This window comes from Lachnoanaerobaculum sp. OBRC5-5, assembly GCF_000296385.1.
In the GTDB taxonomy this organism is placed as follows: Bacteria; Bacillota; Clostridia; order Lachnospirales; family Lachnospiraceae; genus Lachnoanaerobaculum.
This window is the reverse complement of record NZ_JH815185.1, coordinates 1432052-1454301: the sequence shown is the minus strand read 5'-3', so window position 1 is coordinate 1454301 and position 22250 is coordinate 1432052. Positions and strand designations below refer to the sequence as shown.

Here is a 22250-nt window from a genome sequence, read left to right as displayed (position 1 = left end):
TTATGACAAAGCTTAGAACATTGATAATGGGACATAAGAACCCGGATACGGATTCAATCTGTGCGGCTATAGGTTATGCCGATCTAAAGTCCAAAACTGAAGAGGGGGAGTTTTTACCAAGGCGTGCCGGCGAAATCAATGAGGAAACCAAATTTGTACTTAATTACTTCAAGGTTAAACCGCCTAAGCTTACTGAAAGTGTGAAAACTCAAGTAAAAGATGTTGAGATAAAGCATACAAAGGGTGTTGATAAGAATATATCATTTAAAAAAGCCTGGGCACTTATGCAGGAACGCGATGTGGTGACTTTGCCTGCGGTAAACGGTGAAGGTGACCTTGAAGGAATAATATCAGTCAGTGATATTGCAAATTCATATATGAATATATATGACAGCAGAATACTTGCAAAAGCAAATACAAGATATTCAAATATTATAGAAACCATTGAAGGAACTTTGGTAGTCGGTGATGACAAGGCCTATTTTAATTCGGGTAAAGTAGTTGTTGCAGCAGCAAATCCGGATATGATGGAATACTATATAGAAAAGGATGATCTTGTAATACTTGGAAACAGATATGAGATGCAGCTTTGCGCCATTGAGATGGGTGCGGCCTGTATTATAGTTTGTGAGGGTGCCGGTGCATCCATGACTATAAAGAAGCTTGCAAAGGATCATGGAACCACTATAATTACTACGGCCTATGATACATTTACCGTAGCAAGACTTATAAATCAGTCCATGCCTATAAATTACTTTATGAAAACAGAGAATCTTATAACATTTGAAAATGAAGATTATCTGGACGAAATAAAGGAAGTAATGGCGACTGTAAGACATAGAGACTTCCCTATACTTGATAAAAACGGAAAATATCTCGGAATGTTTTCAAGAAGAAACCTTCTCGGTGCCAAGGGTAAGAGAGTAATTATGGTGGATCATAATGAAAAGAGTCAGGCGGTGGACGGTATAGAGCATGCAAATGTGCTTGAAATAATAGATCATCACAGACTGGGTACCGTGGAGACTATAGGGCCTGTTTATTTCAGAAATCAGCCTCTCGGATGTACATCTACAATTATTTATCAGATGTACCATGAAAAGGGAGTGGAGATTCCAAAACAGATTGCGGGGCTACTTTGTTCAGCCATTATATCGGATACTTTGCTTTTCAGATCGCCTACATGTACGGAAGTTGATAAGGCTGCAGGCCTTGACCTTGCAAGGATTGCAGGCATTGATATAGAAAAGTATGCAAATCAGATGTTTGCATCGGCAAGCAATCTTACAGGTAAGACCGATGAGCAGATTTTCCATCAGGATTATAAGACGTTTGCACTTGGGAAAATTAATATAGGAATAGGACAGATCAGTTCCTTGAACGAGGAAGAGTTAAGCGATATTGAAAACAGACTACTGCCATTCCTTGTAAAGCTTCATGAAAGCAGCACAGAGGATATGATGTTCTTTATGCTTACCAATATATTGGAGCAGTCAACAAGACTTATATGTGTAGGTCAGGGTGCGATGGCTCTTGTAATGAAGTCATTCAGAATCGAAGAGGGCGTTTACGAGATAAATGATTCAGGTGTAATAGAGCTTGCTTCGGTGGTATCAAGGAAAAAACAGCTTGTACCGAGTCTTGTAATAGGAATACAGATGTAGGAGAGATATGGGAAAAAAAAATAATATTACATTAATCGGTATGCCTGCATCAGGTAAGTCTTCAGTCGGTGTGGTTTTGGCCAAACGACTTGGTAAAAAGTTTGTAGACACCGATATCGTTATTCAGGAAAAATACGGAAAGCTTTTAAAGGAACTTATAGAAGAGCATGGTGATGAAGGTTTCAGAGAAATTGAGGACGAGGTAAATGCCGGACTGGATTTGGACAATTGTATCATATCGCCGGGAGGCAGTGTGGTATATGGTGAAAAAGCCATGCAGCATTTAAAAGAAATCAGTGTTATTATATATCTGGAACTTTCATACACTGCAATAAAGTCAAGACTTGGCGACTTAAGAGAGAGAGGAATTACTTTAAAAGAAGGACAAAGTTTAAAGGATCTTTACCTTGAAAGAGTTCCGCTTTATGAAAAGTATGCGGATATTACAGTCAATGAGATGAAAAAAACATTGGCAAAGACTATTGATGAAATCTGTGAGAGATTGGGTGAAAAGCCGAAAAAGAGAAGAAACTTCAAGAGTAAGAGAGTTCCTTTCGCTTCTAAAGATAAGCAGGAAAAAAATCCGTCACAAAAGAGCAGAACAGCAAAAAACATCAGAGAAAAGAACTTTAAAGACAGATTCAGTAGAGAAAAATCCGACATAGCGAATAACAATAAAGCTAAAGCAAACAATATTCAAAGAAAAAATATAAAGAAACACTTTAAGAAAAATGAGAATTGATTTTAAACCCGGAAATATGCTATACCCCGTACCGGTGGTAATGGTAAGTTGTGCAGACTCTGAAGGAAGAAGCGATATAGTTACTGTGGCTTGGACAGGTACAATATGTACCAATCCTCCCATGGTTTATATTTCTCTTAGACCAAGCAGATATTCATATGATATAATAAAAAAGTCCGGAGAATTTGTTATAAATCTTACAAATGAAAAACTGGCCAAAATAGCGGATGAATGCGGTGTAAAATCAGGCAGAGATATTGATAAATGGAAAGTATTAAAGATAGAGCAGTTGCCATCAAAGGTGGTAGCTGCTTCATCTATTAAAGAAAGTCCGGTTTGCATTGAATGTAAAGTTGAAGATATCATTGAGCTTGGTTCACATCATATGTTTATAGCAAAAGTAGTTGCTGTAAATGTAGACGCAAAATATATGGATGAAAAAAACAAATTTGACCTGACAAAAGCTGACATGGTAGTATATAATCATGGAGAGTATATTGGACTTTCAAAGGTACTTGGTACCTTCGGTTATAGTGTAAGAAAGAAGAAAATAAGAAAATAAGATAAACTCGGGAGGCATCTTTTGAATAATATTAAATTTAACGATATAAAGCACATATATTTTTGCGGTATAGGCGGTATAAGTATGAGCGGACTTGCAAGAGTACTTTTTGAAAAGAACTTTGAAGTGAGCGGCTCGGATACAAAGGCGAATAACAGAACAAAGGATCTTGAAGACAGAGGTGTAAAGATATTTGTAGGGCAAAAAAAGGAGAATATCAGTGATGATATAGATTTGTTTGTATATACGGCTGCCATACATAAGGACAACCCTGAGTTTATTGCGGCTAAAGAAAAGAATATAAAAATGATGACCAGAGCTGAGCTTCTGGGATATGTAATGTCAAAATTTAAAGAGAGTATAGCAATAAGCGGTACACATGGAAAGACCACAACAACTTCCATGTTGTCATATATATTACTGGATACAAAGCTTGACCCTACAATATCTGTAGGAGGTATCGTAAAGAAGATAAAAGGAAATATTTATATAGGCAAGGGAGACACATTCGTTACAGAAGCCTGCGAATATACCAACAGTTTCCTTGAGTTATATCCTACAGTAGGCGTTATATTGAATATCGAAGAGGATCATCTGGACTTTTTTAAGGATTTGAATGAGATCAGAGACTCTTTTAAGAAATTTGTAAAAAATACAAGCCCTAAGGGTTGTATAATAATAAACGATAAGATTACAAATAACAGAGAGATTACACAAGGGTATGAAGGTAATATAGTAAGATACGGAACAGAAAACAGTGACTGCTATGCTACAAATATAAGATATGACGCTTTGGGTTATCCTACATTTGACCTTGTACATAAAGAAGAGACATATGAGGATGTAAAGCTTTGTGTAGGAGGAAATCACAATATATACAATGCCTTAGCGGCTATTTGTGTTGCCTTTGAACTTGGAGTAAGTATCGAAGATATAAGAAAAGGACTTTCGGAGTTTAAGGGTGTGGACAGAAGATTTGAGGTCAAAGGAAAACTTGACGGCATCACAATAGTTGATGACTATGCACATCACCCAAGTGAGATATCGGCTACATTAAATATTGCAAAGAGATATCCTCATGACAGACTTGTAGTGGTATTCCAGCCACATACATATACCAGAACAAAGGCGTTTTTTGATGAATTTGCCAACGCATTAAAAAATGTGGATGAAGTTATAATTGCAAAAATTTATCCTGCAAGAGAGACTGACAATCTCGGTATGAGTTCAAATCTTCTATCAAAAAGAATAAATGAACTGGGTGGAAATTCTACAAGTTTTGAGACTTTTGATGAGATAGAAAATTATCTGTTGGAGGATTTGAGAAAGGGTGATTTACTGATTACCATGGGTGCCGGAGATATATTAAGAGTGGGCGAGTTTTTACTTGGGAAATAATTTATAAAGATATAGATTTAAGACAAAGGGAGAGCTATGAAGTACGAATTTTTAAAGGCAGATATAACAAGCATTGTAAGTTTGCCGTCAGAATTTATAGATAAATACATGCTAAAGGCAAACGGTGATTATATAAAGGTATACCTTTTTATGTTGAGAAATGCCGACAGACTGATAAATCCCGAAATCATAGCCGATGCCCTTGAACTTACTATAAAGGATGTTGAAAGAGCTATAGCATACTGGTGCAAGAGCGGAGTGCTGATAGAAAAGGCTGAGAATATAGGTAAGCTTGGAAACGGCGACGACTTTGAAGAAGTTCTTATTACAAAGGGCATGCCTTCAAAAGAAGAACTTGAGGAAGCAAGACGTATTCTGACGGCGGCAAAAGAAGTATATAAAAGAAGAGAAATGCTTGAAGCCGGTATGGGAGCGGAAACATTAAAAGAGAATAATGTTAAATCGGAAAGCCCTGATGCAGCAAAAAACTTAGAAGAAAGCGATTGTAAAGCGTCTGATGCGACAAAAGATTCTGATGTAGAGAATAATTCCGAGAGCGAAGCAAAGGCTGAGATACCTGAAGAAAAACCGGAGCCGCCAAAGCTTCCGGACAGAAGTCTGGTGGATTTGACAAAGCTGAAAGGCGATGAAGATTTTCAGGAACTTGTATTCTGCGTGCAGACATATACTGAAAAGATATTTACCCCTACAGATACTGAAAAGCTGGCATATCTTTATGATGTTGTGGGTATGTCAAAGGACTTACTGGAGTATATAGCGGAAGTTTCAGTGCAAAAAGGTAAAAAGAGTATAAACTATATTGAAAGAGTGGCACTTTCATTCCATGAAAAAGGTATTACTACAGTTGAGGAAGCCAAAGAGGACAATGTAAAATATTTCAATGAAAATAAAGCCGTGTTGAAGGCATTCGGAATATATGACAGAGTTTTGGCACCGGTTGAATTAAGATTTGTTAAAAAGTGGTTTGATGAGTACGGTTTCAGCACTGAGATAGTGGTAGAAGCCATCAGCAGAACAGTACTTAATACATCATCACAGAGTTTTTCATATGCCGACGGTATACTCACAAGATGGCATAATGAGAATGTGCGTACACTTTCAGATATAAAGGCACAGGATGAAAAACATGATGAGAAGGTAAAGGCGACTCCGAAAACTTCAAATACCGCTTCCGGTTCAAAGTTCAATAATTTTGAACAGAGGAATGACAATATTGATTCCGATATGCAGGATAAGTTTTTAAATGAGTTGAACAATTTATAGTTTGGCTTAAAGGAGATATATGGCTATAGATAATTCCTCATATAATGCAATAATGAGAGAATATGAAAATATAAGAGCGAATAACAGAGCCGCACAGGTCAGAAGAATAGAAGAGGTATATGAAAAAATACCTGAAATTAAGGAATTAAACAATTCCACAGGAAGTATGGCTGTTTCCAGATATAAAGAAAGCTTGAAATCGGGAAAATTGTCAATAAATGATTTAAAAAACGATATTGACGGTATTAAAAATAAAAAGGAAGAACTTTTGCTTTCTGCAGGATTTCCGAAAGATTATATGGAAATAACATATGATTGCAAAGACTGTAAGGACACAGGATATATTGACGGAAAAAAATGTCATTGCCTTCAGTTAAGGATAAGGAAACTTCTGTATGCTCAATCAAATCTTGAAAATATATTAAGTAAAGAAAATTTTGAAAATTTCTCATTTGATTATTATGATAATAAAACAATACTTCCGGGGCAGAATATGACAAATGCCGCCTATATGGAGGGTGTAAAAAGGTTTTGTGAGAAATTTGCGGACAAATATTTTAAAATAAACGGAAGCAAAAATGCGGTTGATACGGCTTCCGACGAAAATGACAGAAGAAATATTATATTCAGCGGTAATACAGGTGTAGGCAAGACCTACTTAAGCAATTGTATAGCCAAGGTATTACTTGACAGATATTATTCTGTAATATATCTCAGTGCAAAAGAACTTTTTGAAGCACTGGTAAAGGTAAAGATGGAAAAAAGTGAGGATCAAAAATATTTGCTCCTCATTGAAGAAGTGTATGAAAGTGATATGCTTATAATTGACGATCTCGGAACGGAACTTTCCAATCACTTTACAACTACCGAATTTTTCCATATAATAAACCGTAGGGTTAACACCGAAAAATCTACTATAATATCGACTAATCTCAGTCTGGATGAAATGAGAGACATATACAGTGAGAGAGTTACTTCAAGAATAAGAAAAAGTTTCATGTATATAAGATTATTTGGAAATGATATTAGAGCAAAGCTGTAATGGAGGGAAAATGCTGTACGAAGATAAAAAAATTGATTCTATTCCTGTAGGTCCTTTGGGACTTATACCTCTTAAGGGAATGGATGATTTTACAAAAAAAGTAAATAATTACCTTGTAGAGTGGCGTAAGGAGAGAGAAAGTGAGCATAAGGATACACTTTTATTCTCAGAGTATGAGAAAGAAGATTATATTATAAAATCGACTATCTCAAGATTCGGCTCGGGTGAGGCAAAGGGAACCATAGAGGAATCTGTAAGAGGTGATGATTTATATTTGCTTGTGGATGTATGTAATTACTCCATGACCTATTCACTGTCAGGAAAAATAAACCATATGTCACCGGATGATCATTTCCAGGATCTTAAAAGAATTATTGCGGCAATAGCGGGAAAGGCAAGAAGAATAACCGTTATAATGCCTTTCTTATATGAGAGCCGTCAGCATAAAAAGACAGGAAGAGAGTCTTTGGACTGCGCACTGGCATTACAGGAACTCACAAATATGGGTGTCGACAACATCATTACATTTGATGCACATGATCCAAGAGTACAAAATGCTATTCCTTTAAAGGGATTTGAGACTGTGCAGCCGATTTATCAGTATACAAAGGGACTTCTAAGACATTTCCCGGATTTACAGGTTGATTCGGATCATATGATGATTATTTCTCCTGATGAAGGCGGAATGAGAAGGGCGATATATTTTGCAAATATGCTTAAGCTTGATGTAGGTATGTTCTACAAGAGAAGAGATTATACAAAGGTTGTTGACGGCAGAAATCCGATTATAGCACATGAGTTTTTGGGATCGGATGTTGAAGGTAAAGATCTTGTAATCATTGACGATATGATATCTTCTGGTGAGAGTGTTCAGGAAGTTGCAAAGGAACTTAAAAAGAGAAAGGCAAAAAGAGTCTTTGTATGTGCCACTTTCGGACTGTTCACCAACGGCTTTGCAAAATTTGATAAATATTATGAGAACGGTATTATCGACGGTATATTTACAACAAACTTAGTGTACCAGTCACATAATCTCTTAAGCAAACCTTATTACTACAATGTTGAGATGAGTAAGTATGTGGCTCTTATTATCGACAATTTGAATCATGATTCTACTATAAGCGGTCTTTTGACACCTACAAACAGAATCAACAATTTACTTGAGAAGGTAAAAAATAACAAATAGGATATAAGGTTTGGGTTATGAGAGTAGTTATATGTGATGATAATCCAATAGAACGAAAGAATTTGTTAGAGATTACTACACATATATCAAAGTCGGAGGGCTTTGATACGGAATTTGAGGTGTTTGAGAGCGCCAAGCAGATGTTATTTGAAGTGGAAGATAAACTTGAGCTTATTGATGTAATGTTTCTGGATATAAATATGCCGGGAATTGACGGCATGGAAGCCGCATCAAAACTTCGTTCAAACGGATATATCGGAGAGATAGTATTCATCACAGTTTCAAAGAATCATATGTTGGGGGCTTTTGACGTCAGAGCCTTCAACTATATTGTGAAAGGTGAGACTGACGGTGCCAAGACGGTAAAGATAATAAAGGATGTTTTTAAAACGGCATTAGAAAAATCAAAAGAGTATATGCTCTTTACCGGCATCGGTGAATATAGGAATATCGCGATAAATGATATAAAATATTTTGAAGTTAGAGGAAAGATAATAACCGTGTACTACGGCAGTAAAAGTTTTGAGTTTATTTCAACAATAGGAAAACTTGAAAACCTGCTGTTTACAAAAGGTTTTTTAAGAGTGCATAGATCATTTTTAGTTTCATTGCAACATATAAAGAAATTCACTTATGAGGAAATCACATTGATAGACAACACGGAAATTCCGGTGGGAAGAAAGTACTACAGTGGACTTAAGGAAGCGATGAAAGAAAATGCAATAGGGTGATTAAATGAAGAAAAAATATAAAGCAATGGGTGCTATGTCATTGGCACTGACGACCGCCTTTATATCGGTAAACGGTGTAGGTGTTCTAAAAGGCAATGCGACAACTGTTGGAGCCGCATATGTAGATATGACAGGTATTCAAAAAAACGGAGGTTTACATGGCTCAAACGCAGGGTATGTTGAAACCTCAGCCGGAATAGATGAAAGCAACTATGGAGAGTGGATAATTGAAAGAGAGCCCACATATGAGCAGGACGGGCTAAGAAAAAGAGAATATGTCGCTTCGGACGGTACATTTTATGTACAGTATGAGACTATTCAAAAGCTGCCTGTACCGCCCGTGCCAATAGATCCGAGACCTGAGCCTACAAGGCCTTCAGATTCTGGAGAGGGAACAAAGCCTTCAATACCGGATAAAAATATTGCCACAAAATCCAATGCGAATAAGTCTTTTGGACATTCATCGGGAAAAAAGAAAAGAATTGAAAATTCGGAAAGTTCAAAAAAAGGTACAAAAGCCTCTCAGAGCGGCAATGACAATTCGGACACTAAGAACCCGACAAATAATGTAGAACCAACCGAAAGCTCCGCGCAAAAGGCTGAAACTGCAAAGCAGCCGGAAAATAAATCAGGTCATAAACATAAAAGAAATGATAATGACAGTGTGAGTAAATCTGAAGTTGACAAAAATGTTCAGACTGAGGTAAATACCGATAGTACAATTACAGATAATGCGACTGAAAACAATACGTTCACAAGCCTTCCTGATATTACTGAAACTTCGACTGAAATAAGCAATAATGAAGTTATTAATGAAACTGTTGAAGCTTCAACAAATGCGGATGAAAGTATAGAGGAAAACGGTTCAACTGATAAAAGCTTTAACAGATATGACGGTGTTACACTTTTGGCTGCCGGTGCATATGCATGGTGGATTGCAATTGTATTATTACCGATGATAAATGCGGTTAAATGGATAAATAAAAAGAGAAGAGAAAAATCGAGGGGCAATGTTAATAAGAAATATAATTGAGATTGCATTAATTATTATATTATTCATTGTAGGCATCGTGGTATATTTGTATTTAAAAAGAAGGATAAATGATGCCGAATCTGATTTGGTAATCAGAAAGAAAAAAGAAATAAAAGAAGATATAGAGGATTAAATAAAAATGGCTAAAGAAAAAAAGCTTGTAGAAGAAATTACTTCCATGGAGAAAGACTTTGCACAATGGTATACAGATATTGTGCTTAAGGCGGAGCTTGTTGACTATACAAGTGTAAAGGGTTGTCTTGTAATAAGACCTGCCGGTTATGCAATATGGGAAAATATGAAAAATGAGATAGACAGAAGATTTAAAGAGACAGGAATTCAAAACTGTTATCTGCCTATGTTCATACCTGAGAGCCTTTTACAAAAAGAGGCGGACCATGTTGAAGGCTTTGCACCTGAGGTTGCATGGGTAACTCATGGTGGAATGGAGGAGCTTGAGGAGAGACTCTGTGTCAGACCTACATCGGAAACATTATTCTGTGACTACTACTCAAAGGTTGTAAAGAGTTATAGAGATCTTCCGCAGCTTTTAAATCAGTGGTGTTCTGTAGTAAGATGGGAAAAGACAACCAGACCTTTCCTTCGTTCAAGAGAGTTTTTATGGCAGGAGGGACATACTGTTCATGCCACAGCCAAGGAAGCTCATGACAGAACGGTACAGATGCTTGAAGTATATGCGGACTTCTTTGAAAAGGACTTGGCTATACCTGTTATAAGAGGTATAAAGACCGATAAGGAGAAGTTTGCCGGAGCCGAGGCAACCTATACCATAGAGGCACTTATGCATGACGGTAAGGCATTACAGTCAGGTACCAGCCACTACTTCGGAGACGGATTTGCAAAGGCATTTGATGTAACATTTACTGATAAGGACAATCAAATCAAGCCTGTTTTTGAGACCTCATTCGGTATGACTACAAGAATAATAGGCGCTGTTATAATGGTACATGGTGATGACTCAGGTCTTAAGTTACCACCTCATATATCACCTGTTCAAGTAAATATAATACCTGTAGCCGCACATAAGGAAGGTGTACTTGAGGCGGCTAATGCGCTTAAAGACAGACTGTATGCTGCAGGTGTAAGAGTAAAGCTTGATGACAGCGAGAAGAGCCCGGGATTTAAGTTTGCCGAGTCTGAGATGAGAGGTATACCTCTTAGAATTGAAATCGGACCGAAGGATATTGAAAATGATCAATGCGTATTTGTCAGAAGAGATACAGGTGAGAAGATCTTCGTATCACTTGAAAATGTTGAAAGTGAAGTTAAGGAATGCCTTGAAAAGATTCAGACAAATATGTATGAAACAGCCCTTGCGCATAGAGAAGCTCATACTTATGAGGCAAGAACTATGGAAGAGTTCAAGGATATTGCAGATAACAAGCCGGGATTTATCAAGGCTATGTGGTGCGGTGACAGAGCTTGTGAGGACAAGATAAAGGAAGAGGCAGGAGCCACATCAAGATGTATGCCTGAGGCACAGGAGCAGCTTAGCGATGTATGCGTTTGTTGCGGCAAGAAGGCTACAAAGATGGTTTACTGGGGAAAAGCATATTAAAATAATAAAGAGACCGCAGTCAGAAGGCTGCGGTTTTAATATTAAGTTTTTAAGCATTCATATACTTATGTCCCCGGTATCAGCTTTTGTTAAGGAGATAAGAATGAGAATAGATTTGCCAAAAAACGTTGAAAATATTATAGATAAGTTGGAGGAGAACGGTTTTGAAGGATTTGCAGTAGGTGGCTGTGTCAGGGATTCCCTGCTTTGCAGAAAGCCTAAGGACTGGGATATCACTACAAACGCTCTTCCGGAAGAAATGAAGAGGATATTTAAAAAGACCTTTGATACGGGTATTGCACACGGAACTATTACAGTACTTATGGACGGAGAAGGCTATGAGCTGACTACATACAGAATAGACGGAAACTACTCGGACGGAAGACATCCTGACAGTGTATCATTCAGTAAAAGCCTTTCTGAAGATCTTTGCAGAAGGGATTTTACAATTAATGCAATGGCTTATTCGCATAAAAAGGGTATAGTGGATCTATATAAAGGTCAGGAGGATTTAAACAGCGGTATTATTAGAGCTGTAGGAGATCCAAATAAGAGATTTGATGAGGATGCTCTGAGAATGCTTAGAGCAATCAGGTTTTCTGCACAACTCGGGTTTGAAATAGAAAAAGACACATTTGTTGCAATAAAAGATAAGGCTTCATTACTGTCAAATGTCAGCAAGGAGAGAATATTTGTAGAGCTGAATAAGACACTTTCAGGAAATTTTGCAGAAAATGTAAAGTATATATACAGCAGCGGACTTTATAAATATATCGGTAAAGAGTTTGCAAAGCTTGATGAAAGCTTTTATCAGTTTTACAAAAGAGACCTGGGTGATGAAAAACATATGTACTGGACTGTATTTTTGCAAAATGTAGAAAATATAAATTCGGTAAAGAAAATACTCTCAGAATTGAAGTCTGATAATGCAACAAAAATCAATACCTGTCTGCTTATAGAGGAACTTAAATTACCTTTACCGAAGAAGGATTCGGATATAAGACTGTCATTGCACAGACTCGGTACAAAACTCTTTGAGGACTATATAAAAATCTGTAAGTCGGACAGAAAAAATGTGAATATTTTGGAAGAAATAAATGATATTGAAAAGAGATATGAGAAGATTAAAGAAGAAAATCATGCTTTTGATATATCCATGCTTGATATTACCGGGAAAGATTTGATGGAACTTGGAATACCGAAAGGACCTAAAATCGGTGAAATTTTGGAAGAGTTATTAAAAAGAGTAATTGAAGAACCTAAAATGAATAATAAAGAACTGCTTCTTGATATAGCAAAAAATGAGTAATAAAAAGCTACGGGTAGGTACAGTCGGTACAAACCTGTAGCTTTCAGCTTTATTTATTTCTTTTTCTTATTTCACTAAGTTCCTTCATCTGAGAGATGTACTTTTTATTAAGTCCCGGATTTCCTTTTATCATATTTCTAATAAAGAATGACATGATTTTTCCGGTTTTCGGTAAGCTTAAGGATACCTTTTCTCTTGCAACTTCATATTTTATTTTAAGCTCAAGATAAGCCGGACTCTTTGAAGCAACCGTATTTGAAAGTGACGAAAGAGCATTTTCTATATCGGATTTTAAAGATGAGAAACTCACTCTTCCGTTTGAGATATATTCATTTGCCTGGCTCACACGTCCTGCCACACTGTCTTTGATACCTACAAGCTTATTTTGAGTCTCACTTACAAGGTCATCTGCTATCAATGAAAGTTTTTCTTTGACTTCAAGGAATTCAACCTTAGCCCTTTCAAGTGCCGTATATGCTTTGGCAAGATTGAATGCGGCCTTTATTGAAAGAATCAAATCCGAGAAAAAGATAATACTAACAACTATTACAGAAGTCTTCAAATTTGACTCATTTATCTTAGATACAAATCTATAGACATTTACCTGTAAAAAATCGGTAAGCAGGAGTGATAAAAATCCCCATGCTATAGAGGTGGAGAGCGATATATATCCGCTTAAATTGAACTTGTGATCGCTATAGTCCCAGTATTTTACTTTAAAAAGTTTTTCCATCACATAACCTGTGATATATTCAAGTATTGTAGCAGCAATCATTCCTGAAAAATAAACTTTCAGTATATTTCCTTGGAATTTATCTGTTATAATCAGAACAAATATAGCGCCGAAGGCATATATAGGAATATAAGGGCCGCGAAGGAAACCTCTGTTTGTAAGTTTTCTCTCCTTAATAGTTGCATATCCGGATTCAAAACACCATCCGAAAAAACAATATATATAAAAAAATGCAATCCATTGCAATAGGGTGTACTTGGTCATAATTACCTCCAATGAGAACAATAATACCACAGTAGTAGATTATCCACAAGTTTTGAAGTTTTATAAAGATAATAAAAACTCACTTTATATCAACTTTTATGTTATAGTATGATATTGAAGTAAACGTATTTAAAACCCTGTGCGGTTTTACCTGCAAATAATATAAAAAGAGAGTAAAGTATGAAAGTAAGTATATGCTGCATTACATATAATCACGGTAAATATATAAGAAAGGCAATAGATTCATTTTTGGTGCAGAAAAGAAACTTTGATATAGAAATTCTGATAAATGATGATGCATCAACAGATGATACGGCAGATATTATAAGAGAATATGAAAAAAAGTATCCGGATATTATAAAGCCATTATTTCATGAGGAAAATATGTACTCACAAGGGGTTACAAATCCAAGCGGAAAATACAACTTTCCAAGAGCAAGCGGAGAATATATAGCCATGTGTGAGGGAGATGACTACTGGTGCGATGATAATAAACTTCAAATGCAGGTGGATTATATGGATGCACATCCCGAAATAAGCTTTTGCTTTCATGCTGCGAAGGTTGAAAATCTGGATGCCACATTTTCTCCAAACCTTATAAGACCTTATACCGGAAACTGTGTAGTCGGTGCAAAAGAAGTTATAAATAAAAGAGCACATTATCCCACTGCCTCACTTTTATTACGAACAGAGTATATGAAGAGTTTGCCCAAGTATTATTTTGACTGTAAGGTGGGAGATATACCTATGCAGATAATCTCTGTAAAATACGGTGATGCCTATTATATCGACAGGGTTATGAGTGTGTACAGAATGGGAGTACCGACTTCATGGACAGCCTCACAGTTTAGCGGTGATTACAAAAGAAAACAGGAAGAGTACTATCAAAATATGGAGGCCATGTATAAGGCATATGATGAAGACTCAGGATACAGATTTCATGAGGAAGTGCTAAGTGCCGCAAAGAGACTTCGTTTCCTTACATATGTAAATACAAGAGATTTTAAAAACATATTGTCAAAGGACTTTAAAAAAGAATATAATGAGCTGGATTTTAGAGAAAGATTTTTTATAAAGTTTGAATATTTCTTACCTGCAGTATATAAGCTGGTAAGGCACACAGCATTATATTTTAAAAGATAACGGAGGACTATGACATATTTTAAAAATATAAATCTGATAAAAGTAATAAAAATTGCTGTCGGAACAGGACTTGCAATATTTATTGCCGGAATTTTTGGGTTAAACTACAGTGCATCGGCAGGTATTATAACCTTACTGAGTATACAGGATACAAAAAAATCCACAATAAAGATTGCATTAAAAAGAATTGCGGCATTTGTTCTGGCTATGTTGATTTCATTTGTCGTATTTAGTTTATTCGGATATGATATATGGGCGCTGGTTTGCTACTTGCTCATTTTTGTAGCGGTTTGTATGGTCTTTGATTTAAATGAAGGACTTTCACCATGTACCGTTTTGGTAACACATATTTTGGCAACGAAGTATATGAGTTTTGATGTTGTAAAAAATGAAGCGGCTTTGATGCTTATAGGAACATCCGTCGGAATATTTTTAAATATGTATATGCCGAGAAACTTGAAACATATAAGGGAATATCAGGCAAAAATAGAAAATGAAATAAAGTACATGCTGGATACTTTGGTAGGCTTTCTAAGAGATGAGAATAACAGGGTAAAACTTGAATATGATTTTGATGAGCTTGATAAGCTGATAGACAGTGCAATCTCAAAGGCATATATTGATAAAGACAATATACTAAGCTATGATTTGAAATATTTTATAAACTATATGGAAATGAGAAAGTCTCAAATCATGACCCTTAGATATATTTTTGATCAGGGTAAGGGCATGAAGACAAGACCAAGTCAGGCAAGAGATGTGGCTGAACTTATTTTTAATCTTGTGCCTAAACTGCATGAGTCAAATAATGCGGTAAATGCTTTGATGGACTTATATTTTGTAAAAGAAAAGATGAAAAACTCACAGCTTCCAAAGAGCCGAGAGGAATTTGAAGACAGGGCAATACTTCATTCAATGGTAGTAAATTTTGAGCAGTTCCTTGAAATAAAAAGGGAGTTTGCCGCAAATTTGAGTGAAGAAGAGAAAAATATATTTTGGAACAGGTAAATATATGGCAAAGAAATACTACGCGGTAAGAAAAGGAAGAAATACAGGAGTCTTTGAGACATGGGATGAATGTAAAAAGTCGGTTAGCGGATTTTCGGGAGCCGCTTATAAAAGTTTTACAAGCAGGGAAGAGGCTTTGGATTTTGTAAACGAAACAAAGAGTGTTGAGAATAAAGAGGAAGGCGAAGAGAAACAATCTGAAGCCTTTGCTTATGTTGACGGAAGTTATGACGACACTACCAAGTCATATTCATATGGCATGGTTATGATGCATAAGGATGATGAACTTTATTTTTCAAAAAAGTTTGAAAAGGATGATATGAGCGATATGAGAAATGTTGCAGGTGAGATACAGGGTTCTATGGCGGCCATGCAATATTGTCTGGATCATGATATAAAGAGTATCAGTATTTTTTATGACTATGAGGGTATAGAGAAGTGGTGCAACGGAGATTGGAAAGCCAAAAAGCCCGGTACCATGCATTATGTTGAATTTTATAAAAACGCTTCAAAGCATGTGGATGTGGATTTTATAAAGGTAAGAGGACATTCGGGAGATAAGTATAATGATATGGCGGATGAACTTGCAAAAAAAGCACTTGGACTTATATAAAAATGCCGGAGTATAAACTCCGGCAAAATTATTTTTCCTTATTATTTTCAAATAAACCGAGTCTGTTAAAAACAAGGTCATAGCCGTCATTTCCATAGTTTAGAGAACGGTTTACTCTGGAGATGGTAGCTGTAGAAGCGCCGGTTTCCTCGGCAATCTCCAAATATGTTTTCTTTTCACGCAGCATTTTAGCCACTTCATATCTTTGAGAGATGGAGAGCAACTCATTTACTGTGCAAACATCCTCAAAGAAAATATAAAATTCCTCTTTATCTTTTAGTGTAAGGATGGCGTCAAATAGATGGTCTACCGCGTCAGTCCTGATCTTATTATTCATACAAATTGCTCCATTCAAATAGTAATTACATTTTAGCATTTTAACTTGTAAAAGTAAAGTCGAGATAAAATAATATTTTTAGTGAATTATATTAAAAAAGATGGTATTATATTTTATTGTATAAAGCCAAATAACCCTAGGAGGGAATTTAGATGACAGATACTATACTAAGTCTGGAAAATATAAAGAAGAGTTTTGACGGTGAGAATGTTTTAAAGAACATCTCCCTTGATATAGGTAGAGGAGAGTTTATCACTCTTTTGGGTTCAAGTGGTTGCGGAAAAACCACTACGATAAGAATAATTGCAGGTCTTGAGAGTCCTGACAGCGGCAAGGTGATACTTAACGGAAAGGATATCACAGGACTGGCACCGGAAAAGAGAGATGTAAATACGGTATTTCAAAATTATGCTCTCTTCCCTCATATGAATGTTGAAAGAAATATAGGCTATGGATTAAGACTTAAAAAGATGCCTGCCGATGAGATAAAAAAAGAGGTGGAAAAAGCTCTTTCTCTGGTACAGCTTGAAGGCTTTGAAAAAAGAAATCCGGCGCAGCTTTCAGGTGGTCAAAGGCAAAGAGTTGCGATAGCGAGAGCTATTGTAAATAAGCCGAGTGTATTGTTATTGGATGAGCCTCTCGGTGCACTTGATCTGATGCTTAGAAGACAGATGCAGATGGAGTTAAAGAAGCTTCAAAAGGCTCTCGGCATTACATTTATATATATAACTCATGACCAGGAAGAGGCTTTAAATATGTCCTCAAGAATAGTTGTTATGAGAGACGGTAATATAGAACAGATAGGTACTCCAAGTGAAGTATATGATACTCCTGCAACCGCTTTTGTAGCCGAGTTTGTGGGCGGTGCAAATCTCTATAAAGACGGTGAGAAAACATATGCAATACGTTCTGAACATGTAAGACTTGGAGCAGGTGATTATGACGGTATAGTGATTGAGAACAGTTTTACCGCAGGTCTTTCAAAAGTAAAGGTTAGATTGAAAGATAATCAGGAGATTACTTCTTCACATATGGGCATGAATATCAATCTGAATCCGGGTGATGCTATAAGTATAGGCTGGGATAAAAAAGATATGGTGGAGGTTCAAGGTGAAAAATAAGAAACTTAACAAATATCTGCTTAGAATACCTATATATCTTTTTACAATACTTTTTGTAATATTGCCTCTGGCCTATATGGTTCTGATCAGCTTTTTGACAAAGGCAAAGACCTGGGGATTTGATTTTACATTTACTTTGGAAAACTATAAAAAAGTATTTGATCCTTTTTACTTAAATATATTTTTGGAATCCATTAAGCTTGCTTTAGCATCAACCGTTTTGGTTACTTTGATAGGATATCCCTTCGGATATTTTATGGGAAGACTCAGTGAGAGATGGAAGAGAAGAATGATGATGCTTCTTATGATTCCCTTTTGGACCAGCGGTCTTATCAGGTTGAACGGATGGATAATAATATTTAGAAGTAACGGTGTGCTTGATAAACTTTTAATGTTTTTTGGCATTACAAAGACTCCGCTTAAACTGTTGTATACATATCCTGCCGTACTTGTAGGTATGGTATATTTTTTACTGCCTTTTATGATACTTTCAGTGTATTCCAGTGTGGAAAAAATGGATTGGAGCCTGATAGAAGCATCCAGAGATTTGGGGGCAAGCAGGCTTGAATCATTCCTCACAATAACACTCCGACTTACAATGCCGGGACTTCTAAGCGGTGTGGTACTTACATTTGTACCGAGTATGGGACTTTTCTATATCTCAGATATACTCGGAGGAAATAAAATAGTTCTTATCGGAAGTGTTATAGTGGAGCAGCTTACAAAGCTTAGAAATATACCTTTTGCGGCGGCACTGAGTGTAATACTTATGTTACTTACCATAGTATTCTTAAGACTTTATAAGAAGGTTTCGGGTACAGGAGAATTGGAGGGATTATTTTGAAAAAGGTATCAAAAGCGGCCGTTATATTTTTGGGGCTGGTAACTGTTTTAAACTATCTTCCCATTATACTCACTGTAGTTTATTCCTTTAATAAATCCAAGCTTACAAGCGTATGGGAAGGATTTTCTCTCGACTGGTATAAGATGCTTTTTAATTACGGTGATATAAAGAAAGCATTGTTAAACAGTATAATACTGGCGGTGTTGACATGTATGCTTTCACTTGTAATTGGTGTCAGTGCGGCTCTTGCCATGAGAGGGAAAAAACTTATTTTTGATGATTTCATCAGCGGTTTTGCATCTCTGCCTATAATGATTCCCGAGATTATTCTCGGAATGGTCTTTATGGCTATATTTTCATATATGAACCTGCCTTTCGGCTTTGTAACCATGACGATTGCACACAGTTCATTCTGTGTACCTTATATATTTTTGATTGTAAGGGCGAGACTTATGGGAATGGATCTTTCGCTTGAGGAGGCGGCAAGAGACCTTGGGGCAAGTGAGTTTGAAACATTCAGAGATGTAACATTACCATATATTTTGCCGGGAATTGCATCCGGATTATTATTATCATTTGCAATGTCCTTTGATGATGTGGTAATATCTATATTTACGACCGGTCCTTCAGTAAATACTCTTGCAATAAAGATATATACAAAGATGAAGACAGGTATTACTCCTGAAATAAATGCACTCGCAACCGTTATACTTGTGATTACGGTGCTTGTAATATTTATTTCGGAAAAAACAAGGAAAGATTGATTTGGAGGTAAATTAAATGAAATCTAAAGTATTAGGTTTACTCGGTTTGGGAGCGGCTGTTGCTCTTACAGCATGTGGAGGCGGTTCTAAAGATGCCGCACAGCAAAGCACAGGAGCTGCCACAGACAGCGCTCTTAAGGGGACCACTTTAAATCTGTATACATGGGACGGAATGTTCCCACAGGAGGTATTGGACGGCTTTACGGAAAAGACCGGAGTTAAGGTAAATTATTCAAACTTCGACCTTGATGAGACAATGCTTGCAAAGCTTGAAGAGACTAAGGGCGGTGATTATGATATCGTTGTTGCAGACGATTATATTATCCAGCTTGCAATAGGAGAAGGACTTGTTAAGGAGCTTGACAAGTCAAAGATATCTACATATGACAATATAAATCCTTTATTCCAAAGTAAGTTCTATGATCCTGACAATAAGTACACAATGCCTTACGGTGCAGGTATACCTTTGATAGTATATAATCCTGAGACTGTGAAAGTGGATATTCAAGGCTATAACGATCTTTGGAATCCCGAGCTTGCAGGTAATGTAGGTATTATCGGAAACTACAGAGTAATAGACGGTATTACTTTGAAATCACTCGGATATTCATTCAATACGAATGATCTTACTCAGATACAGGAAGCAGGAGACAAGTTAAAGACTTTAGCGCCGAATATACGTCTTATTAATGACAATAATCTTCAGGATTATCTCTTAAGCGGTGAAGTAGGTGCGGCATTTATGTATACATCACAGGTAACTCAGGCAATCAAAGCAAATCCTGATTTAAAAGTTGTATATCCTAAAGAAGGACTTGGATTCGGAGTAATGGGAAGCTTTATTCCGTCAAATGCACCGAATGCAGAGGCTGCATACAAATTCCTTGAGTATATCAATGAGCCTGAAGTAGCTGCAAAATGCTTTGAGTACATCGGATACTTTGTTACAAACAAAGCTGCTGAAAGCTATGTATCAGACGATTGGAAGGACCTTATAGTATTCCCTGAGGATAAGATTTCACTTATTGAGGGCGGAGAGCTGATAGAGAATATCAGTGATGAGGCAAATGAGCTTCACAACAAGCTCTGGGAAGAGTTCAGACAGGAAACAAACTAGGAAATAGTAATTACCACCGGCTAAGCCGGTGGTTTGTTATTTAACGGTACTATTGCAAGAGTTTTGCCCAATGGAGCAAGCACTTTTAAAATGGGATCTAATTGTGGACTTGTTTGACCTTTTTCCATCCTTGCTATCACAGGCTGCTTTACGCCACTTAATTCTTCTAATTTCTTTTGACTTAATCCCTTTTCTTGCTTTGCCTTAATCAGTTCATCTATAAGAGCAACCCTTAAATCACTTTCGGCTATTTCCTCGGGTGTTAATATAGAATCTATAAATTCCAAAGCATTTTGTCCTACTGTGCTATTCATAATTTATACCCCTCGTATTAAATCTGAAAGTTCTCGTTTTGCTTTTTCAATTTCTCTCTTTGGTGTTTTCTGAGTCTTCTTTATAAACTGATGCAATAGAACAAAACTTCCGTTTTTATTTGATAATTCCCTTATATACTCAGATACCGGTTCATTCCCATTTTTATCTTTGTAAAAGTATATATTGTACAAAATACCCCCTTCCTTAATTTAGTTATACTTAAAAGTTATTAAATCGTCAACTATACCGGGTAAAATAAAAACCCCGACAACTCTTTATAAAGAAAGGAAGAAATGCCGGAGAAATTATGAAAATATAGATTTACTGATAGTTCAGTTTAAATTATTAATATTTATAATTTTATTGGATATACTATGCAAATATATTTTTTCTATAAATACTCTAAAAAAAACAAATTATTAGTGAATTCACCTTTTGGATCGTTTAAATCCACTCCTTCGGGATACTTATTCCTATATATTTCATCATTCAAATGAATTTTTGCTTTTGTGTTTCGTGGTACATATAACTTTATACTATCTATCTCAAATGAAAAATCACAAGACTCAAATATATTAATAACGTCAGGTGTAATAACCATGTTTTTTAAAGTAGTTACATCCGAATCTTTGTATATAAATATATGTTTAACTATATAGTCTCTAGTAAATATACCATTTATAATTATAGTCTCACTACAATTACTACTATCTATTAAAACTATAACTCCGTACATAATAACACCATTTTGCATCTCTTCACGTGAAATATTAGTATTTGTAAAGCTTAATAAAAGATCAGATTGAGGTGATTTAATTCCATCACAAACGACCCAATATTGGCAGTTATCTAAATCTCCCTCATCAGTACCTTCAATCATGTCATATCGATCGAATATAGGAGTTACAGTATCTGAGGTAAAATCATACTTTAACGTTAAGGCATAGTTCTTTTCAATTCCTTTCTTAAAAGCATATCTAAAATATAGTTTAACACTTTCGCCTATATCTTTACCTTTATTTTTTTTAAGTATTTTAGGTACTACAAAATGTTCTTCGTGTTTAACAATTCCATCATTATTAATATATATTTCGGTAAAACCTGGTGTCACAGAATCATCAAATGAAACATACATTGGATTATATAGTTTTTCATAAAATGAATATTCTAATCCAATAATCTGGTTATTGGAATAATTTATATTTGATATAGGTACATATTCTACCACATGATTCCAAGAATCGCCATTTTTATAAAACACTAAAATTCCAACTTCTAATATTTTGTATAGTGTTTTTGAGTCTATACAAGTTTGGTTATCATCACATATTAAAGCAATCAAAAAATTATACCGTTCTTTAACATTATTCTTAGTTAAGAGACACATACAATCCTCCTATTTAGTAATTAAATAATACATCTTATATAATTAAAAAATATATAAATAAAATATACGGATAT

At 35.9% G+C, this 22250-nt stretch carries 24 protein-coding genes; 19 read left to right on the top strand and 5 right to left on the bottom strand.

Annotated elements, in window-relative coordinates; translation table 11 throughout:
• The first annotated feature begins 2 nt into the window (after window positions 1-2).
• Genes HMPREF1135_RS06880 through HMPREF1135_RS06830 form a run of 12 tightly spaced genes read left to right on the top strand, consistent with a single transcriptional unit; the run spans window position 3 to window position 12530 of the window.
• Window positions 3-1664: a putative manganese-dependent inorganic diphosphatase gene (locus HMPREF1135_RS06880; protein WP_007593484.1), complete on the top strand. Its 1662-nt coding sequence runs from the start codon at window positions 3-5 to the stop codon at window positions 1662-1664.
• A 7-nt stretch (window positions 1665-1671) separates the two neighbouring features.
• Window positions 1672-2406, top strand: coding sequence for a shikimate kinase (locus tag HMPREF1135_RS06875; protein ID WP_007593483.1), 735 nt, complete (start codon window positions 1672-1674; stop codon window positions 2404-2406).
• Window positions 2396-2968 (top strand): flavin reductase family protein, encoded by a 573-nt coding sequence (locus HMPREF1135_RS06870; RefSeq protein WP_007593482.1) that lies wholly within the window; start codon window positions 2396-2398, stop codon window positions 2966-2968. The genes HMPREF1135_RS06875 and HMPREF1135_RS06870 overlap by 11 nt, the downstream gene beginning before the upstream one ends.
• 21 nt (window positions 2969-2989) lie before the next feature.
• The gene (gene murC, locus HMPREF1135_RS06865; protein ID WP_007593481.1) at window positions 2990-4366 is read left to right on the top strand and encodes a UDP-N-acetylmuramate--L-alanine ligase; all 1377 of its coding nucleotides are present in this window, start codon (window positions 2990-2992) and stop codon (window positions 4364-4366) included.
• A 36-nt stretch (window positions 4367-4402) separates the two neighbouring features.
• Window positions 4403-5650, top strand: a complete 1248-nt coding sequence (locus HMPREF1135_RS06860; protein WP_007593480.1) for a DnaD domain protein — start codon at window positions 4403-4405, stop codon at window positions 5648-5650.
• A gap of 19 nt (window positions 5651-5669) precedes the next feature.
• The gene (locus HMPREF1135_RS06855) at window positions 5670-6692 is read left to right on the top strand and encodes an ATP-binding protein (RefSeq protein ID WP_007593479.1); all 1023 of its coding nucleotides are present in this window, start codon (window positions 5670-5672) and stop codon (window positions 6690-6692) included.
• A 10-nt stretch (window positions 6693-6702) separates the two neighbouring features.
• A complete protein-coding gene (locus tag HMPREF1135_RS06850) occupies window positions 6703-7878 on the top strand; it encodes a ribose-phosphate pyrophosphokinase (RefSeq protein WP_007593477.1) in 1176 nt (391 codons plus the stop codon).
• 17 nt (window positions 7879-7895) lie between these two features.
• Complete coding sequence (locus HMPREF1135_RS06845) at window positions 7896-8609, top strand: LytR/AlgR family response regulator transcription factor (RefSeq protein WP_007593474.1); 714 nt, start codon at window positions 7896-7898, stop codon at window positions 8607-8609.
• A gap of 4 nt (window positions 8610-8613) precedes the next feature.
• Window positions 8614-9642, top strand: a complete 1029-nt coding sequence (locus HMPREF1135_RS06840) for a hypothetical protein (protein ID WP_007593471.1) — start codon at window positions 8614-8616, stop codon at window positions 9640-9642.
• On the top strand, window positions 9620-9775 hold the full coding sequence (locus HMPREF1135_RS14020) for a hypothetical protein (protein ID WP_007593469.1): 156 nt from the start codon (window positions 9620-9622) through the stop codon (window positions 9773-9775). Before HMPREF1135_RS06840 ends, HMPREF1135_RS14020 begins: the two co-directional genes overlap by 23 nt.
• A gap of 6 nt (window positions 9776-9781) precedes the next feature.
• Entirely contained in the window at window positions 9782-11221 is a 1440-nt protein-coding gene (gene proS, locus HMPREF1135_RS06835) for a proline--tRNA ligase (protein ID WP_007593467.1), read from the top strand.
• Window positions 11160-12530 carry a CCA tRNA nucleotidyltransferase gene (locus HMPREF1135_RS06830; protein ID WP_007593465.1) on the top strand — a complete coding sequence of 457 codons (1371 nt, stop codon included), beginning with the start codon at window positions 11160-11162 and terminating at the stop codon, window positions 12528-12530. Before proS ends, HMPREF1135_RS06830 begins: the two co-directional genes overlap by 62 nt.
• A gap of 49 nt (window positions 12531-12579) precedes the next feature.
• On the opposite strand, the gene HMPREF1135_RS06825 is transcribed toward HMPREF1135_RS06830, so the two are convergent.
• Entirely contained in the window at window positions 12580-13527 is a 948-nt protein-coding gene (locus tag HMPREF1135_RS06825; RefSeq protein ID WP_007593463.1) for a putative ABC transporter permease, read from the bottom strand.
• 180 nt (window positions 13528-13707) lie between these two features.
• Here HMPREF1135_RS06825 and HMPREF1135_RS06820 point away from each other — a divergent pair, with 180 nt between their 5' ends.
• From HMPREF1135_RS06820 to HMPREF1135_RS06810, 3 genes are read left to right on the top strand one after another with little or no spacing between them, the layout of a single operon-like run.
• Entirely contained in the window at window positions 13708-14670 is a 963-nt protein-coding gene (locus tag HMPREF1135_RS06820) for a glycosyltransferase (protein ID WP_007593461.1), read from the top strand.
• A 9-nt stretch (window positions 14671-14679) separates the two neighbouring features.
• Complete coding sequence (locus HMPREF1135_RS06815; protein WP_007593460.1) at window positions 14680-15678, top strand: aromatic acid exporter family protein; 999 nt, start codon at window positions 14680-14682, stop codon at window positions 15676-15678.
• Between the two features lie 4 nt (window positions 15679-15682).
• Complete coding sequence (locus HMPREF1135_RS06810) at window positions 15683-16291, top strand: ribonuclease H1 domain-containing protein (protein WP_007593459.1); 609 nt, start codon at window positions 15683-15685, stop codon at window positions 16289-16291.
• A 28-nt stretch (window positions 16292-16319) separates the two neighbouring features.
• Here HMPREF1135_RS06810 and HMPREF1135_RS06805 read toward each other — a convergent pair whose 3' ends face one another.
• Entirely contained in the window at window positions 16320-16628 is a 309-nt protein-coding gene (locus tag HMPREF1135_RS06805; RefSeq protein ID WP_007593458.1) for a YerC/YecD family TrpR-related protein, read from the bottom strand.
• Between the two features lie 152 nt (window positions 16629-16780).
• On the opposite strand from HMPREF1135_RS06805, the gene HMPREF1135_RS06800 reads away from it, so the two are divergent.
• The 4 genes from HMPREF1135_RS06800 to HMPREF1135_RS06785 are packed head-to-tail and all read left to right on the top strand — an operon-like array spanning window position 16781 to window position 20474.
• A complete protein-coding gene (locus tag HMPREF1135_RS06800) occupies window positions 16781-17749 on the top strand; it encodes an ABC transporter ATP-binding protein (RefSeq protein ID WP_007593457.1) in 969 nt (322 codons plus the stop codon).
• Entirely contained in the window at window positions 17739-18593 is an 855-nt protein-coding gene (locus tag HMPREF1135_RS06795; protein WP_007593449.1) for an ABC transporter permease, read from the top strand. Before HMPREF1135_RS06800 ends, HMPREF1135_RS06795 begins: the two co-directional genes overlap by 11 nt.
• On the top strand, window positions 18590-19357 hold the full coding sequence (locus HMPREF1135_RS06790; protein ID WP_007593447.1) for an ABC transporter permease: 768 nt from the start codon (window positions 18590-18592) through the stop codon (window positions 19355-19357). The genes HMPREF1135_RS06795 and HMPREF1135_RS06790 overlap by 4 nt, the downstream gene beginning before the upstream one ends.
• Before the next feature lie 16 nt (window positions 19358-19373).
• Window positions 19374-20474, top strand: a complete 1101-nt coding sequence (locus tag HMPREF1135_RS06785; RefSeq protein WP_007593445.1) for an ABC transporter substrate-binding protein — start codon at window positions 19374-19376, stop codon at window positions 20472-20474.
• 20 nt (window positions 20475-20494) lie between these two features.
• Here the strand turns inward: HMPREF1135_RS06785 and HMPREF1135_RS06780 are convergent, their stop codons facing one another.
• The 3 genes from HMPREF1135_RS06780 to HMPREF1135_RS06770 all read right to left on the bottom strand — a co-directional run bounded on the left by HMPREF1135_RS06780 (window position 20495) and on the right by HMPREF1135_RS06770 (window position 22176).
• Complete coding sequence (locus tag HMPREF1135_RS06780) at window positions 20495-20788, bottom strand: helix-turn-helix domain-containing protein (protein ID WP_007593443.1); 294 nt, start codon at window positions 20786-20788, stop codon at window positions 20495-20497.
• Between the two features lie 3 nt (window positions 20789-20791).
• Window positions 20792-20980, bottom strand: a complete 189-nt coding sequence (locus tag HMPREF1135_RS06775) for a type II toxin-antitoxin system RelE/ParE family toxin (RefSeq protein ID WP_034242992.1) — start codon at window positions 20978-20980, stop codon at window positions 20792-20794.
• A 200-nt stretch (window positions 20981-21180) separates the two neighbouring features.
• Window positions 21181-22176, bottom strand: a complete 996-nt coding sequence (locus HMPREF1135_RS06770; RefSeq protein WP_007593441.1) for a hypothetical protein — start codon at window positions 22174-22176, stop codon at window positions 21181-21183.
• Between the last annotated feature and the right edge of the window lie 74 nt (window positions 22177-22250).